12 protein-coding genes and 1 tRNA gene are annotated in these 16381 nt (G+C 58.9%); 1 reads left to right on the top strand and 12 read right to left on the bottom strand.

The features are described 5' to 3' along the window. Positions 1–262 (top strand): ATP-binding protein (locus tag G453_RS0115080; protein WP_027191719.1); only part of this gene is annotated, 262 nt, incomplete at its 5' end. A gap of 47 nt (positions 263–309) precedes the next feature. Here the strand turns inward: G453_RS0115080 and G453_RS27330 are convergent. From G453_RS27330 to rpmE, 12 genes are all read right to left on the bottom strand, one after another. After that, on the bottom strand, positions 310–1773 hold the full coding sequence (locus tag G453_RS27330) for a GGDEF domain-containing protein (RefSeq protein WP_169725344.1): 1464 nt from the start codon (positions 1771–1773) through the stop codon (positions 310–312). Next, complete coding sequence (locus G453_RS27335; RefSeq protein WP_169725345.1) at positions 1770–2729, bottom strand: HAD-IIB family hydrolase; 960 nt, start codon at positions 2727–2729, stop codon at positions 1770–1772. Before G453_RS27335 ends, G453_RS27330 begins: the two co-directional genes overlap by 4 nt. Continuing rightward, positions 2716–3714: a DNA adenine methylase gene (locus tag G453_RS27340; protein WP_169725346.1), complete on the bottom strand. Its 999-nt coding sequence runs from the start codon at positions 3712–3714 to the stop codon at positions 2716–2718. Before G453_RS27340 ends, G453_RS27335 begins: the two co-directional genes overlap by 14 nt. A gap of 505 nt (positions 3715–4219) precedes the next feature. Next, positions 4220–4296 (bottom strand) — tRNA-Met (locus G453_RS0115090). Positions 4297–4369: 73 nt separating this feature from the next. Beyond that, positions 4370–4867 carry a YchJ family protein gene (locus G453_RS0115095; RefSeq protein ID WP_027191720.1) on the bottom strand — a complete coding sequence of 166 codons (498 nt, stop codon included), beginning with the start codon at positions 4865–4867 and terminating at the stop codon, positions 4370–4372. 5 nt (positions 4868–4872) lie between these two features. Next, on the bottom strand, positions 4873–6342 hold the full coding sequence (locus tag G453_RS0115100; protein WP_027191721.1) for a fused MFS/spermidine synthase: 1470 nt from the start codon (positions 6340–6342) through the stop codon (positions 4873–4875). Between the two features lie 146 nt (positions 6343–6488). Further along, the gene (gene prmC / locus G453_RS0115105; protein ID WP_027191722.1) at positions 6489–7364 is read right to left on the bottom strand and encodes a peptide chain release factor N(5)-glutamine methyltransferase; all 876 of its coding nucleotides are present in this window, start codon (positions 7362–7364) and stop codon (positions 6489–6491) included. Positions 7365–7442: 78 nt separating this feature from the next. Beyond that, a complete protein-coding gene (locus tag G453_RS24430; RefSeq protein ID WP_169725347.1) occupies positions 7443–11582 on the bottom strand; it encodes a two-component regulator propeller domain-containing protein in 4140 nt (1379 codons plus the stop codon). Between the two features lie 154 nt (positions 11583–11736). After that, positions 11737–13497, bottom strand: a complete 1761-nt coding sequence (locus tag G453_RS0115115) for a SulP family inorganic anion transporter (RefSeq protein WP_235731771.1) — start codon at positions 13495–13497, stop codon at positions 11737–11739. Positions 13498–13780: 283 nt separating this feature from the next. Next, positions 13781–14854 carry a peptide chain release factor 1 gene (prfA, locus tag G453_RS0115120; protein WP_027191724.1) on the bottom strand — a complete coding sequence of 358 codons (1074 nt, stop codon included), beginning with the start codon at positions 14852–14854 and terminating at the stop codon, positions 13781–13783. A gap of 15 nt (positions 14855–14869) precedes the next feature. Beyond that, positions 14870–15802 (bottom strand): DUF1385 domain-containing protein, encoded by a 933-nt coding sequence (locus tag G453_RS0115125; protein WP_027191725.1) that lies wholly within the window; start codon positions 15800–15802, stop codon positions 14870–14872. Between the two features lie 247 nt (positions 15803–16049). Then, positions 16050–16268 carry a 50S ribosomal protein L31 gene (gene rpmE / locus G453_RS0115130; RefSeq protein WP_027191726.1) on the bottom strand — a complete coding sequence of 73 codons (219 nt, stop codon included), beginning with the start codon at positions 16266–16268 and terminating at the stop codon, positions 16050–16052. Positions 16269–16381 lie beyond the last annotated feature (113 nt).

A 16381-nucleotide genomic window follows, 5' to 3' on the forward strand; every position in this document is an offset into this window, starting at 1 on the left:
GAAACCCTTCAAGACCTCAGAGGATGAGGATTTCCATGATCTGATCGCGGAGCGGTACGAGCGGTGCCCGACGATCATCACCAGCAATCTGGACTTCTCCGAATGGGGAGAAGCCTTCAACAACAAGCTCTTGGGGGCCGCGACCCTGGATCGCTTGCGGCACGGAGCATACAAGGTGGTCCTCGAAGGTCGAAGTTTCCGAAGCTCCAGGGAAGAGGCCATGATCAAAAACTGCGTTGCCGGTGCAGGGGAAAACAACTAGATGTTTAACACGTCCGAAGCCCGGAAACGCTGATCCAAGTGGCTCCATTAGGGGCGGACATGGGTGGCTCCATTAGGGCGGTCAATGACAACCTTGATCAAAATGGCTATAGCACCATTGACATCACCTGAGGAGCATTCGCCATTACAAGTCCAAAATGACCCAAGTTTGAAGGAATGATCCATCCCAGAGACGGGGTCAACTTGAAAGATATCTATCTTATCAGGCTCTAACGATAACGCAACAGAGGACCATGTGTCATTATAGTGAACAATGAGTTCAGAACCTGATGTAATAAAAGAACTATCACCAACATAAGCCCTAAACAATCCATGCGCTATAGCAACTAGAAAATCGAACTTGCTCATTTGCGGCTTAAAATGTTGTTGATCACTGTCAGCATAAGCACATAAATGAGTATCAACAAATTCTGGCTTAACCCACGCATTGATATCTAGGATTAATCCAGTCAAACTTTTATCAATTCTCTTCCAACTCAGCACATTTTTAGCAACAATTTGCGATACAACGTTAAGCCATGGGCTATGAAAAGGCCGCAACGAAAGGATTTGACTTTTTGAAACGGCAAAAGCAACATCACGTGAATGTACGTTATTTGCATTTTCCATTAAAGAGTCACTGCTACTACTAGAAATCCTGGCAGTCCCACGAATTTTATTACCGTTAGATTTAACTGCTTTTTCAGCAACAGTGTACAACACAACATGATCACGAAAAGAATTGATATTACTGCAAATTGCAATGCCAATCGAAAATGAAAGTTGAATATTATCTCCCGTAGATTGTTCAAAAAATGGACTATCCTTTGCCGACCTATACAATTCATATGCAACCAATAACGACTCATCTGCATGCTTTATAGGAAGCAAAAAAGAATATTCGTCACCGCCAACATGAAGAGCAATTCCATTTCTTTCTGCTGCATGCGCAATCAAACCAGACATATGATAAATCAGTATGTCACCGACAGCATGGCCATATTTATCATTTATTTCCTTGAATTTATCTAAATCAATATAGAAAAAGGCAACAGCTAACTCTTTGTGCAAATACCTAGATATCGTTTTATTCAAAAAAGATTTTGCTTGTGGCATGTGCAAAGAAGGTAAATTTGACTTGTCATCGCGTAAATCTGGCTTCCAAAACGCCTTTACAAGCTTTAACAATTCATTAGTACACTCATCCAAAACTTCAGACAAAATTTCAGGTTCAATTTCATTCTTTGGCCACAATTTTATTGTACAACTAGTTCTTCCTCCAACTCCCAATGGAACATTCTTAGAGCTCTTAGACTCACCATCTCCAGGTGATCCTGAAACTATTACAGGAAAACCAGAGGTATTGATTTCACAAATAAAACCATCCAGTGGGCAATTTGTATCCTGTAAAATACTGGTACACATTTCATAAAACTCATCATTTGAAATCAAATAATCATGAGATTCTGCAACGTTGCTTTCAATTGTCTTAAACCAAGTAGTCTCAATCATGACAAATTTTCCCTCCGTGAACATGTATTATCTTCACGAAAATACCTCCTCGCTTGCCGAACAACACGTAGGACTTCTATGGCACCTTTTTCAACATTATACTTACACTTATAATCACTATGACTTACGGCTTCATCAGATGAATGTCCTACACAAACACCTATGCCAGCCCATTCAAGCATTTCAGCATCATTATCATTATCCCCTAATGCAAGAACTTCATCCCTAGAGAGTCCCAATACTTTTGCAACTGAAACAAGGGCACTGGCTTTATTTGAACCGTGAGGTCGGATTTCAATATGTTTCCCCCCGCTAAAAGTTATAGATATCTCTTTGAAAGAAACAAGGGAATCGCGTGCAGCTTTAAGTACATCGAGACATTCACTATGAATTAATATTGCTGAAGCATTAAGATTTGGCAAATCATTCAAGTCCTTGCGCCAATCAACTGGAAGTCCATTAAATTCATTCTTAAATTGAGAACATTTTGTCCAACCGCACACTTTCTCCTGAAAATCAAACGGACTAATAAATAAATCTGAAGGGCTCAAAAAATAATATACAAGAACAGTGACTTGTGTTTGACCTAGAACACCCAATACCTCTCTCACCACTCTACGATCAATTGATTTATGCTGTATAATCTTTGTTGTTCCACAGCGCAAAACCACACTTCCATTATAAAGGACCATGGGCATTCCACGAGGAATTCCTATTTTCGACACAAGATTCGCAACACCTGAAAAAGCTCTGCCTGTAGCAATTGTTACTCCGACATCATACCTTGAGTGAGCAAGGCTACTGCGCAACTTTGCAATTACATTAAATATGTCAGATGCTCCTTGCTGAACAAGGGTTCCATCAAGATCCGCTGCTATAAGACGTATGCGACCAAAAGGCCGTGCATCTTCTGGAGTCAACCGGTCCCAACTAGGTAGTTCTTTAGGAATTTTCAACCAAGTACATCCTATGCTTTACAGACCGAGATCGTTTCGTGCTTGTATATCCGGTCGCATTGATTTCAAATTCAGTGACTAGACCATGGAGTTGAAGTATTTTTTTTGCATCCATAGGGCTTATAAAACCGTCATCGGAATAATGAAATACAAGCACCCTAAACTTAGAAAATTTCAATAAATCTTCTAACGCTTTCGTAGCACTTCTGGCGCTGTTAAATTTAGATCTGCGAAAATCATAGACAGGCATTCCTGACAAACCGGTCACAGCGGGCTGCAATCCCAGTGCAATCGTTTCTGGGAGATGATAATATCGCGCGTATGACCTTCCATTATACGGTGGATCGAGGTACAATATATCTGAACTATATGCCTTGACCATAGCACTTGCATCCATGCGGTAGGAACGACACCCCGATGCACCGATGCTCGGTGTAATCAATTCAAAACAAAATGGATTGCTTGCCTTTCTGTGCCAGGACTTTAGAAATGCATAGTATGTTCCGGCCGTATTTGCAACTTTATCCACACTATTAATCAATGATGCTATCAGAGTCGAATACTCATACTTTGTAAGCAGCCCTTTCTTTTTCCAGTTCAAAATCTTTATATAGCATGCATCAATGCGCCTAGCATTATATTTTGTAAAAAACTTCCTTTGTACCCCATATTCTCTTGTCAACCAGCCGGTCACAGGCTTTACTGCATTTAAATAATCTGTAATTTCCATTTCATTCGAAATTTTTAAAACTGATTTAAGCCTTTCAAATGTCGGACAGCTGTCTTGCTCAATCTTGGCGACTTGATAGGTATGTGCAAACTCAAGAATATCCCCTGTAATGACCGCATATCCCTTTTGTTTAAAATACGACCCTACAGTTCCTATCCCACCAAACGGATCACAAAAAGACCCCGATGGAATCTTTCCTGAGACTACGCTATAAATCTGCTCTACTACAGATGTTTTTGAGCCAAAATATCTCATCACCCACCTACAAGTGCAGACAGACATAGACAACTAACCGCGTAGACATAGCCATGAAATCCAAAGAAACATTACCGTATCATTCACCATTAATCTTTGGGTAGGGATTATCGTTAGAGGCACCTGCTACCTATCTCCCTCCCATCCGGTCGAAATTGCCGATGATGCAGAAGCCCATAAGGGATTTGGCTCATATCGGGAGGGGGCGTCAAGCACAGGTTGATTGGCAATCCCGTTTAGCTGTCAAACCTCGCAGCTGTGAGACTTCTGGGTGAGAGCTCACCTTGGGGTTAATTCGTCTTTGAGTTCTTCAATCTCGATGAAGATTAGTCCCAACACTGAGCTTGATCCCCCTAGTTTAACTACCATCTCGTAGAGCGTGGACTCTTATTGAGGAAACTGTGAGATGGGCGAGTTGTTGCCCCCTTAATTTCCTCTGGGTACCAATAGGGTACCAACAAGAAAAAGGGCCTACGGTGTTTATTCCGTAAGCCCTTGATTTCTCTGGTTGCGGGGGTGGGATTTGAACCCACGATCTTCGGGTTATGAGCCCGATGAGCTACCGGTCTGCTCCACCCCGCGTTGCTGAGAAAGAGGGTTTACGCCGGGGGCCCCTGGGTGTCAACGACTATTTCAAAAAACCTGAAAATAGTTTCTAGCCGCAGCACTTCTTGAACTTCTTGCCGCTGCCGCAGGGGCAGGGATCGTTGCGGCCCACCTTGGGGCCGGACGCCACCACGGGCTCCTTGGTGGACTTCACCTTGCCGTCCACATAGCGCCACTCGCCGCCCTTCTTGCGGAAGCGGGCGCGCTCGCGCATCTGCTGCACTTCGCCGTCCATCTCGAAGCTGGCCACGAATTCGACCTCGCCCTCCTCGTCTCCAGGGCCTCCGGCCTTGGTGGAGAGCACGGCCAGCCCCTGCCAGTTGGCCTTCTCGGACCACTCGCGCGCGCCGTCCTCGTCGAAGGAGGACTGCCAGCGCTGGTCCAGGGAGCGTTTCAGGTGGGCCATGTCGCCGATGGCGTAGGCGGTGTAGCGCGAGCGCATGAGCGCCTCGGCCGTGGGTGCGAGGCGCACGCCGGTCACGATGGGGCCGCAGCAGTCGCCGTAGGCCAGTTCGGAGCCGCAGGGGCAGGAATCAGTCTCGTTCATGTGTGTCACCAACCGGTTAGATAGCGTTCAACAGGTGCATAGTCGTCAGTCAGGACAAGGGCTCCGTCCAGCTCCGGCGCGGGCTGGCGCTGGTCCAGGCGCGCCTGCGCGGACTCGTCCGGGCTTATCCAGGGGCGCGGCGCGGGGCTCTTGAAGCAGACCAGCAGGACGTTCTGCATGTCGGTCTTCAAGCCGGGGCTCCAGGTCCTGACGGGGTGTACCTGCGGGAAGACCCGTGCGTATGTGGCGTAAAAGGATTTGTAAAGCCTGGAACGCGGGCCTTCCAGCGCGGTGATGGTGTTCACCAGCAGCACGCCGTCGTCGTCCAGTGCTGCGGCCAGACGCCGGGCGGTCTCCAGGGTGGCCAGATGGAAGGGGATGGACGCGTGGGAGTTGAACACGTCCACCACGATGGCGTCGTAGCGCCCGGTGTTGGCGTTCAGGAACGTCCGGGCGTCCTCATGGCGCACGTTCAGGCGAGGGTCGTCCGGCAGGAAGAAGTGCGCGCGGGCCAGTTCCGTGATGCCGGGATCGAGCTCCACCACGTCCACGCGCGCCTGCGGGTGTTTGCCCAGCACGTATTTCGGGAAGGCGTAGGCTCCCCCGCCAAGCACCAGCACCCGGCGCATGTCCGGCGCGAAGTGCGAGGCCAGGGTCAGATAGCGCGTGTAGTTGAGGGCCAGGGCCTGGGGATCGTCGGGGTAGACGCCGCCCTGCACGCCCTCCGGCCCGGTGCTCATGGCCAGCATGTCCCTGCCCGTGGTGAAATCGCGCGAGGGATAGACCAGCACCCGCTGATAGGGCGTGTCCACGTCGACGATCCCGCTGGCAGCCAACGAGCGCGCGTCGGAGGCCGCAAGCAGGTACAGGGCCACGAACACCCCGGCCAGCCCGGCCTTCAGGGGCCAGCTGCCTACGTGGCACAGGATGGAGGCCAGGGCCAGCACCCCGGCCATCAGGAAAAGGATGGCCGCGCTGCCGAACCAGGCGATCAGGAAGAAGCCGCCCGCGAAGGTGCCCACGATGCTGCCCATCGTGGACAGGGCGTACAGGCGGCCCACGGTGCTGCCCGCGCGTTCGGGGTCGGTCATGCGGATGCGCGCGGCAAAGGGGGCCACCATGCCGAGCAGTGTGGCCGCCGGGGCGAAAAGCAGCAGCACCGCCTGGAGCGACCCGGCGTGCAGGCCAGCGCCGGACGCCTGGATCATCTCCACCACGAAGGAGCGGGAAAAGCCGATGAGCGCCGTGCAGACCGCTGCGCCGAGGATGATCAGGGAGAGGGCCTTGGGATTGGGATGGCGGTCGGCGAGGCGTCCGCCCCACCAGTACCCCAGGGACAGCGCGCCCAGGATGACGCCGATGATGCTGGTCCAGACCACGGTGGACGTGCCGAGAAACGGCGCGAGCACCCGCGTGGCCGCCAGCTCGATGACCATGACCACCGCGCCGCACAAAAAGACCACCACTTCCAGCATGGCAACTCCTCAAAGGCGGACGGAGACGGGGAAGGCTGCGCCGGACGACAGGGGCAGACGGCGTCAACTCGACCCGGGCGTCCGCGACAGAAGGACGATCACAGTGCGGTGTGCGGAAGGTCCCGCACCCGGCAAAATATCTCCGGTCAGTCCGGCTTCCTGCCGATGACCACCCGGTCCAGCCCGGCGAGGTCGGGCAGCACGGCCACAGCCTCGAACCCGAACTCCGTGGCCTCCAGCAGGTGCTTCACGTCCTGGCCCTGCTTCCAGCCGATCTCCAGCATCAGCACGCCGCCAGGAGCCAGCCGTTTGAAGGCGGCGGCGACCACCGCAGGGTAGGCTTCCAGCCCGTCCTGCCCAGGCACCGGCACCAGCGCGGACTTGGGCTCGAAGGAGGCCACCTCCGGCGAGAGGGCCTCGTACTCTGCCTGGCTGACGTAGGGAGGATTGGACACGATGAGGCCGTAGCCTCCGGACACTGGCGGAAGCTCCGAAAAGGTGGCCTCCAGAAATTCCATGCGCTCGGCCACGTTGTGCCGGGCGGCATTGCGCCGGGCCACGGCCAGCGCGCCAGGGCTCAGGTCCAGGGCGGTGACGCGCGCGGACGGGAAACGGGTGGCCAGGGTGACGGCCAGGCAGCCCGATCCGGTGCCCAGATCGGCCACGGCCATCTCGGCGTCGCCGGGGAAGAGGCGGATGGCCTCCTCCACGATCAGCTCGGTCTCGGGCCTGGGGATGAGCACGTCGGGGGTGACCTCGAAGGCCAGACTGAAGAACTCGCGCTCGCCCACGATGTAGGCCACGGGTTCGCCACGGCCGCGCCGGGCGGCCAGCGGGCGCACAGCGTCCAGCTCCGAGGCCTGAAGGGGCCGGTCCATGTCCAGAAACAGGCCCATGCGGTCGAGCCCGAGGCCGTGGGCCAGGATCATCTGGGCCGACAGACGCGGGGAATCGACGTTCTTCTCGCGCAGGTAGGTTTCGGTCTTCTGGAGGATGTCTCGGACAGTGGGCTGTTTGGTCATTCCTGGAAGCTATCCTACCCCCGGCAAGTCGGGATTCCAAGCGTTTTCTGGCTTGCGCCGGGGGTGCGCCGGAGCGCGTCAGGCTGTTTGCGCCCTGCCCTGCCCCAGCTTCTTGCGGATGGTTGAAAAGAGTATCTCGGGCATGACCGGCTTGGTGAGATAGCCGTCCATGCCTGCCTCCAGGCAGCGCTCCTGGTCTCCGGACATGGCGCGGGCCGTGAGCGCCAGCAGGAGGATGGGGTTCGCGCCGTCGCGGCCCCGGATGGCGCGTGCCAGCTCGTAGCCGTCCATCACGGGCATCTGCACGTCCAGCAGGGCCACGTCGAACTCCTCGCGGCCAAGCATTTCCAGCGCCTCGGCCCCGCTCTCGGCCACCTGCGGCAGCATCCCGGCCATTTTGAGCAGTTCGGCGGTGAGCTCCCTGTTGAGGGAGTTGTCGTCCACCACCAGCACGCGCACACCCTTCAGGCGCTCGTCCTCTTCGGCGGCGCGCTCAGGGTGCCCGGACTCGGAGACGTCCAGCTCGAAGGGGGCGGTGAAGGAGAATTCGCTGCCCGCGCCGGGCTCGCTCTTCACGGTGATCTCGCCCTGCATGATGTCCACAAGCCGACGTACGATGGAGAGCCCGAGCCCCGTGCCGCCGAAGCGGCGCGACGTGGAGCTTTCCGCCTGGACGAACGGGTTGAAGATGTACGACCGCTGCTCCGGGGTCATGCCGATGCCGGTGTCGCTGATGGAGAACGACAGCATCACCACGCCTGGATTGGCCTGGGCGAAGCCGACCGTCACGCGCACAGCGCCCTGGCTGGTGAACTTGACGGCATTGCCCACCAGATTGATGAGCACCTGCTCCAGGCGCAGGCTGTCGCCTATGAGGGCGGTCGGCATGCCGTCCTGGATGTCGATGGAGAAGGCGAGGCCTTTTTCCCCGGCCTTGGCGGAGAAGATGTCCCCCAGGCGGTCCAGGACCTTTTTCAGGCTGAAGGACACGGGGCACAGCTCCATGCGGCCCGCCTCGATCTTGGAGAGGTCCAAAAGGTCGTTGATGACGCCCAGCAGCACGTGGCTTGCGGAGATTATCTTGTCCAGGTTGCCGCGCAGCTTCTCCGGCGGGTTCTGGCGCAGTGAGATTTCGGTCAGGCCCAGGATGGCGTTCATGGGCGAACGGATTTCGTGGCTGATGTTGGCCAGGAAGTCGCTCTTGGCCTGGCTTGCGGCCTCGGCCTTCTCGCGCGCGTCGATGAGGTCGAACTCCAGCTTCTTGCGGTCGGTGATGTCCGACACCAGCCAGAGCACGCTTGCCTCGCCAAACACGTCGATGAGCGCCGCCGAGGACAAAACGTGCATGATGGTTCCGGAACGCGCGCGCATGTCCAGCTCGCGGTTCAGCACCACACGGCTCTTCTGCACTTCGTCCAGGAGTTTCTGGCGCTTTTCGCGGTCCACCCACAGGCCAAGCTCCGCCGCACTGCGCCCCAGGATCTCCTCGGCGGAGAAGCCCGTGAGCGAACAGAATGCCTTGTTCACCTGAAGGATGCTGTTGTCGCGCAGGGAGGAGATGGCCACGGCCACCGGGCTGTACTGGAAGATGGCCTGGAAGCTCTGCTGGCTGTCGCGCAGTTCGGCCTCGGCCTTGACGCGCTCCTCGATCTCGACACGCAGCGACGCGGTCTGGCGGTCAACGGTTTCCTCAAGCTCCTTGCGGCGCGCCTTGAGGGCTGAGAGCCGCATGGAATAAATTCCGTACAATCCGGCCAGGACCAGAAGGGCCGCCACGCCCTTGAACCACATGGTCCGCCAGTAGGGAGGGACCACCGTCATGGTGACGGTCAGCGGAGTGCGGCTCCACACGCCCTCGTCGTTGGTGGCCTTCACCAGGAACACGTAGTCGCCGGGGTCGAGGTTGGTGTAGGTGGCCCGGCGCGTCGTGCCGCTTTCCACCCAGTCCTGGTCGAAGCCCAGCAGCTGATAGGCGTAGCGGTTCTTCGCCGGGTTCGTGAAGTCCATGGACGTGAACTCGAAGGTGACCGTCTGGGCGCTGGGCGTCAGCACCACGTCTGCGGGCTTGCCGCCAGCTTTCAACGGTCTGGGCTGGTTGTTGACGCGAAGCTCGGTCAGGGCCGCGTCGGGGGGGTGCTTGTTGGGCAGGACGTCCTTGGGGAAGAAGGAGTTCACGCCGGAAAAACCGCCGAAGAACATCTCCCCGGTGGCGCCCTTGTGAAAGGCGTTCATGTAGAATTCCACGCCGACCAGGCCGTCGCGGCGGGAATAGTTGCGTATCTCGCCGGTGGCGGGGTTCATGCGGGAGATGCCCTTGAAGGTGCTCATCCAGAGGTAGCCCTTCTCGTCCATGGCCATGCCCTGGATGCCGTCGTCGGCCAGCCCGTCGCGCTCGCCATAGCGCGTGGAAATCCTGGTGACCGGGTCGAAGCGGTTCAGGCCGTTGTCCGTTCCCACCCAGAGGATGCCGGAGGGGTCCTCGACGATGGGGGTCACCCGGTCGTTGGAGAGGCTCTGGGGGTTTGTGGGGTCGTGGCGCCAGTGCTCGAAAATCTTCGTGGACGGGTCGAAGCGGTTCAGGCCCGCGTTGGTGCCCAGCCAGAGCGCCCCGTCGCGCGTCTGGATGATGTGGCGGACCCGGTCGTGGCTTATGCTTTCCGGGTTCTTGGGGTCGTTCAGGTAACGCGTGACCTTTCCGGTCTGCGGGTCCAGGCGGTTCAGGCCGCCCTTGCTGGTCCCGGCCCAGATGATCCCGTCGCGGTCCTCGAAGATCCACCAGATCTTGTCCTGGCTTATGCTCTGGGGATTGCGGGGGTCGTGCACATAATGGGTGAAAGCGCCGCTCTCTCTGTCCAGGACGCTGATGCCCGACTCCACCGTGCCCACCCAGATGCGCCCACGGGAGTCCTCCATGACGCAGTTGATCTGGTCCTCGGCGAGACTGGCGGGATCGCGGGGATCGTGGCGGAAGCGTTCGACCACCTTCCTGGTGCGGTCCAAGCGGGCAAGGCCCGCGTAGCGTGTTCCCACCCACAGGCTGCCGTCGCGCCCCAGGTGCACCGCGCTCACTTCCTTGCCCGGCAGGCTCTCCTGGTCCCCCGGAATGTGCCGGTAGGAAGCGAACCAGCGCGAGCCGGGGATCAGCTTGTTCAGGCCGCCGGAGTATGTTCCGGCCCAGAGGATGCCGGAGGAATCCTCCAGAAGCGATATGACGTCGTTCTGGCCGATGGAGTCGGGGTCGTAGGGGTTGTGGCTGAAGACCTCGAACTTTCTTCCGGACCCGTTTTCCACCAGACGAGCAAGGCCCGCCGCCGTGGCGGCCCAGAGCGTGCCCCATCTGTCCAGCATGAGCTTGAACACGCCCGTGGAGGCCATGTGCGGCTCCACCGCGCCGGTGGCGAGGTTGAGCCGGAAAAGCCCGGCAACGTCGCTCACGATCCACAGGATGTTGCGCCCCTCGCAATAGATCTGGTTGATCTGGGCGTTTATGATGTCCTTGGCCATCTTCTCGTTCACGATGGAGACGAGCGACCCCGTCTCGGTGTCCAGCCGGAACACCAGCTTGCGCGAGGCGGCCCAGATCTGCCCCTTGTCGTCCTCGGTCACGGACACGATCTCGGTGGGGCCTTTGGTCTGGGGCTGGGACACGGGAATGCGGGTGAACACGCCGCTGGACTTGTCGAACACCGCCATTCCGGCGGCTGTTCCCACGCGGATGACGCCCTGGGAGTCCTGGTGGACGGCGTTCACCTCGTTGCTCGGGATGCTCGACGGGTTGGAGGGAACGTGGAGATAGTTGGCGAAGGAATCCGTGAGCGCGTCATAGCGCGACAGCCCGCCGCTTCGCGTGCCCACCCACAGCGCGCCGGACGCGTCCACGGTCAGGGCGCGGATGTTGGCGTCGGCCAGGGAGCCGGGTTTGCTGAGGTCGGAGGTGTAGAGCTTGAAGGTGTAGCCGTCGTAGCGGTTCAGGCCCGCATAGGTGCCCACCCACAGGAAGCCGGAGCGGTCCTGGGCCAGGCAGACCGCCGAGGACTGGGACAGGCCTTCCTCGACGCCGAAGTGCTGGAAACGGGGAGTAAAGCCGGACTGCGCCCAGGCGGAGTGCGGCGCGGCAAGGTATGCCCATGCAGCCAGGAGGCAGCCGAACAACCACCATGCGGCCCTGGCCCGGATGACAGGGATGTTGCAGTGGTCAAGCGGTGAATAATACTGCAAAATCGTCCCCAAACTTCATTATATTACATACGCACGCGAATCTTTGGCATGGCTTGGGAATGATGTAAAGCGTCAGGGACGGTGCGGCCTGCGCGTCTGCTGCCCCATGAGCGGCCTTGGGGCCGGAAATTCCGGCCCCGCTGTTCTCTCCAGGCTATTTTACCGGAGCGTCTTTTTTATAGGAAGCGATCAGAACAGCCTCGGCCACGGAATCCACGATATGGTCCCAGCCGATGAGGCTGTCGGTCCCGAACCGTTGCAGGGTGGCCATGAAATGCCCTCTGTTCCCGGCAAGGTACAGCTCGATCCCGCGCGTTTTGCACTTCTTGACGAACCCTTCCAGCGCGTTGATTCCGGTGGAATCGATTGTCTGGGCGTGGGTCACGTCCAGGATGAACACGCGCGGCTTTCTGGAGACGATGTCCAGGATGTCCTGGAAGCGGTCTGCAATGCCGAAGAAGAACGGGCCATCGATTTCATAGACCTGGATGTCGTCGTCAATGGCTGACTTTTCCGTAGGTATGGCGCAGGAATCCTTGGCGTAATTGGAATCCTCGCCGCCCGCCGAGATGTCGGACATGCGCACCGCCTCGTCCAGGTTGTCGCTGGCGGGCAGCCTGCACACGCCGATCTCGGTCATCTCGCTCATGCGGCGCATGAACAGCAGCGAGGCCAGCAACACGCCCACGTACACGGCCACGGTCAGGTCGATCAGCACCGTCAGGGCGAAGGTGGTCACCAGCACGGCCACGTCCGAGCGGGGCGCTTTCAGCAGCCGGGCGAACCTGCGGTATTCGCTCATGTCGTAGGCCACCACCAAGAGCACTGCGGCAAGGCTGGCCAGGGGGATGGCCGAGGCCACCGGCGCGGCCACCAGCACGAAGGCCACCAGCACCAGGGCGTGGACGCAGCCCGCGATGGGGGAGACGGCCCCGGCCTTGATGCTGGTCACGGTGCGGGCGATGGCCCCCGTGGCCGGAATGCCGCCAAAGAGCACCGAGGCGATGTTGGCTGTGCCCTGGGCCACCAGCTCCGCCGAGGAGTCGTGCCGGTCGCCGGTCATGCCGTCGGCCACCACGCAGCACAACAGGGATTCGATGCCCGCCAGCAGGGCGATGGTCATTGCGTCGGGCATCAGGGCCTTGATGGAGGCCCAGTCCAACGTGGGAGGCACGAAAGCGGGGAGCGAGCTTGGGATGCCCCCGAACCGCGTGCCTATGGTGTCCACCGGCAGCATGAAGGCCGCAGCCGTCACCGCGCCCACGGCCACGCCGAACACCGGCGCCGGGATGACCGGGAAGAAGCGCCGCGCCAGCAGTATCGCACCCAGAGACACCAACCCCACTCCCGCCGTGGCCGGGTCCACCCTGTCCAGGGAGGAGCCCAGCACCGACAGCTTGGGGATGAACTCGGCAGGCACCTGGGTGATCTTCATGCCCAGGAAGTCGGTGAGCTGGCTGAAGAAGATGAGCACGGCGATGCCGCTGGTGAACCCGGTGGTGACCGGATACGGAATGAACTTGATGAGCTTTCCCAGGCGCGCAAGCCCCATGATCACCAGCATGCCGCCCGCCAGCAGCGTGGTCATCACCAGCCCCTGGTAACCGTGACGGTCCACCACGCCCGCGATGATGACCACGAAGGCTCCGGTTGGGCCGCCCACGGCGAAGCGCGATCCGCCCATGAAGGAGATGATGAAACCGGCCACGATGGCCGTGAAGAGCCCCCGCTCGGGCGGCACGTGGGAGGCGATGGCGAAGGCCAGGGCCAGCGGCAGGGCCACCACGCCCACGGTGAGGCCAGCCAGGACGTCCCGGCTCAAATCGCGAGGCGAAAGGCCCCGGCGCAATACCTTGAACAACTTGGGCACGGGCCAGAGTGCCTGCCCGCGCCCGGAACGTATCTCAGTGTCCAAAACTCCCTCCTCAAGACCCAAGGCGGGTTGATGCCCGAAGACAACAGCTCGGTAAAATTAGGAAAATGCAAGGCTATTCTAAAACGGTCTGGAGCGTACGCTCTTTGTCCAGTATTTCAAGAGGGTATATTGAGCAAAAATTCCGCCTGAATGACTCTGATATTGTGAACGAAATGCTATTGCGGAGCTGTGACCCTGCGACAAAAGAAAAGCGCCCGGAGAGCATCATCTGCTCTCCGGGCGCTTGAGATTCCCGAAAGGGGCACCCGGCCTGGCGGTCCGATCAGGCGTTGTCGGCCTGGTTCTTGAGCGCCTCGGTCTGGTAGTGGTTGGTCAGGGCGTTCATCATGTCCTCGATGTCGCCATCCAGGATCTTGTCCAGGTTGTGCATGGTGTAGTTGATGCGGTGGTCGGTCATGCGGCCCTGGGGGAAGTTGTAGGTGCGGATGCGCTCCGAGCGGTCGCCCGAGCCCACCTGCTGGCGGCGGTTGGCCTCCACCACCAGGCGCTGCTTCTCCTGCTCCAGGTGCAGAAGGCGCGAGAGAAGCACCTTCATGGCCTTGGCCCTGTTCTTGTGCTGGCTCTTTTCGTCCTGGCAGATGACCACCAGGCCCGACGGAATGTGCGTGACGCGCACGGCAGAGTCGGTGGTGTTCACGCTCTGTCCGCCGGGGCCGCTGGAGCGGTACACATCCACGCGCAGCTCGTTGGGGTCCAGCTGCACGTCCACCTCGTCGGCCTCGGGCAGCACGGCCACGGTGGCGGCCGAGGTGTGGATGCGTCCCTGGGATTCGGTGGCGGGCACGCGCTGCACGCGGTGCGTGCCGGACTCGTACTTCAGGCGGCTGTAGACCTTCTCGCCGGAGATGCTGGCGATGATTTCCTTGTAGCCTCCGGTGTCCGAGGGAGATTCACTCATGATCTCCATCTTCCAGCGCTTGCGCTCGGCGTAGCGCATGTACATGCGGAAGAGGTCCGCCGCGAAGAGGGCGGCTTCCTCGCCGCCGGTACCGGCGCGGATTTCCAGGAGGATGTTCTTCTCGTCGAGTGGGTCCTTGGGCAGCAGCAGGAGCTTCAGCTCCTCCTCGAGCCTCGGGGTCTCCTCCTCGATGGCCGCGATCTCGGCCTTGGCCAGCTCGCGCATGTCGGGGTCGGAGTCTTCCAGCAGGAGGGTGTTCTCCTCCATGTCCTCGCGCAGCTTCTTGAAGCGGCGGTAGACCGCCACCACGTCGCCCAGGTCAGCGTGGGCCTTGGTGAGCTTGCGGTAGCGCTCCTGGTCGGAGACGGCGTCGGGGGAGGAGAGTTCCCTCTCCAGTTCCAGATATTTGGCTTCGATGCTTTCGAGCTTGGCGAACATGATGATGGGTCCGTTTTACTTGCGGCCCAGCGCGCCCTTGAGCGCGGCGATGGCCACCTCGATCTGGGCGTCGTCTGGCTCGTGGGTGGTGAGCATCTGCATGGCGAGGCCGGGGCAGGCCATGGCCTTGCACAGGATGTTCTTATGGAATTTCCCGGAGAACTTGATGATCTCGTAGGAAATGGCGCTGATGGGGACCATCAGCAGAAATTTCACGCCGATGATGTAGGCCTGCTTCAGGATTGCGTTCTCGGGCGACCACACCCCCAGCAACAGCGGCACCAGGAAGGTGTAGAGCACGATGGACACGCCCAGCACGAAGAGCAGGAAGGTGGTGCCGCAGCGCGGATGCAGGCGAGAGAAATCGCGCACCGCGCCCGGTGACAGCTCCACGCCGTTCTCGTGCGCCCAGATCACCTTGTGCTCCGCCCCGTGGTACTGGAACACGCGCCGGATGTCCGGGATGTAGGAGATGGCCAGGATGTAGCCCACGAACATCAGCAGCTTGAACAGGCCGTCCCACATGTGGAAGGACAGGGCCTCCGCGTCGCCGGAGAGCCCGAGCAGGTTCATGCCGATGGAAAAAACGTGCGGGGCCACCACGAACAGCAACAGGGCAAACCCGATGGCCGAGGCCATGGTCAGGGCCATGGCCCAGGGGGAGAGCTCGCCCTCGTCCTCGTCAAGCGAATGCTGGGCCGAGAAGTTGAGCGCCTTGATGCCGTTGACCAGCGTCTCCAGCAGCACTGGAAAGCCCCTGATGAAGGGTTTCTTCAGCCAGGCGGCGCGCGTCAGGGTGAACCAGGGGCGGGTCTCCACGAAAATCTCGCCGCTGGGCTTGCGCACGGCAATGGCCAGGCAGTCCTTGGAACGGATCATCACCCCTTCCATGACGGCCTGTCCCCCGACGGTATCGTTGGCTGCGAGCGCGTTGTTCATAAGCTCCATACAATAGGAAAAAGCGGCGCACGGAGCGCCGCTTCACGCTTGTGGGCCTGGGGGGACGGCACTGGGGACGAAACCGCCGACGCCTGCGGCGCATACGCTCCGCAGCGCGAGGCGCGAGCCCCGGAAACACCGCTTGCAATCCACGCGAAAACGGCGCGTCCGACGGGCATTCCCCCAGCCGGACGGCCGCGCAATACGATACAGGCCCCGCAGCGGCGCAGAACGCCTTCGCAGGACGCGTGGAACACTAGGCTTTCGGTTCCTCGAACTTCGCGTACTTCTTGCGGAAGCGGTCGATGCGGCCAGCGGTGTCCACGAAACGCTGCTTGCCGGTGTAGAACGGGTGGCAGTTGGAACAGATTTCAACCGTCACCGTCTCGCCCTTGGTGGACAGGGCATCAGCCTGGAATCCGCAGTTACAGACGAGTTTCGCCTTGTAAGTCTTGGGATGGATATCGCTCTTCATGAAAAGCTCCTTGATCAAATCGAAGACGGGACCTATACACCTGCCCCAGCCGGGTGGCAAGCGAAAAACGGACCTTTTCCGCGCGGGTTCTCCGTGCTAGAGACAGGGCCGTT

It is taken from the genome of Fundidesulfovibrio putealis DSM 16056 (genome assembly GCF_000429325.1).
Taxonomy (GTDB): Bacteria; Desulfobacterota; Desulfovibrionia; order Desulfovibrionales; family Desulfovibrionaceae; genus Fundidesulfovibrio; species Fundidesulfovibrio putealis.

Bases quoted from the DNA above. Each gene is read 5' to 3' on its own strand.
- G453_RS27330 (WP_169725344.1), bottom strand. From the start codon at position 1,773: ATGATTGAGACTACTTGGTTTAAGACAATTGAAAGCAACGTTGCAGAA.
- G453_RS27340 (WP_169725346.1), bottom strand. From the start codon at position 3,714: ATGAGATATTTTGGCTCAAAAACATCTGTAGTAGAGCAGATTTATAGC.
- G453_RS0115095 (WP_027191720.1), bottom strand. From the start codon at position 4,867: ATGAACGAGACTGATTCCTGCCCCTGCGGCTCCGAACTGGCCTACGGC.
- G453_RS0115100 (WP_027191721.1), bottom strand. From the start codon at position 6,342: ATGCTGGAAGTGGTGGTCTTTTTGTGCGGCGCGGTGGTCATGGTCATC.
- prmC (WP_027191722.1), bottom strand. From the start codon at position 7,364: ATGACCAAACAGCCCACTGTCCGAGACATCCTCCAGAAGACCGAAACC.
- prfA (WP_027191724.1), bottom strand. From the start codon at position 14,854: ATGTTCGCCAAGCTCGAAAGCATCGAAGCCAAATATCTGGAACTGGAG.
- G453_RS0115125 (WP_027191725.1), bottom strand. From the start codon at position 15,802: ATGGAGCTTATGAACAACGCGCTCGCAGCCAACGATACCGTCGGGGGA.
- rpmE (WP_027191726.1), bottom strand. From the start codon at position 16,268: ATGAAGAGCGATATCCATCCCAAGACTTACAAGGCGAAACTCGTCTGT.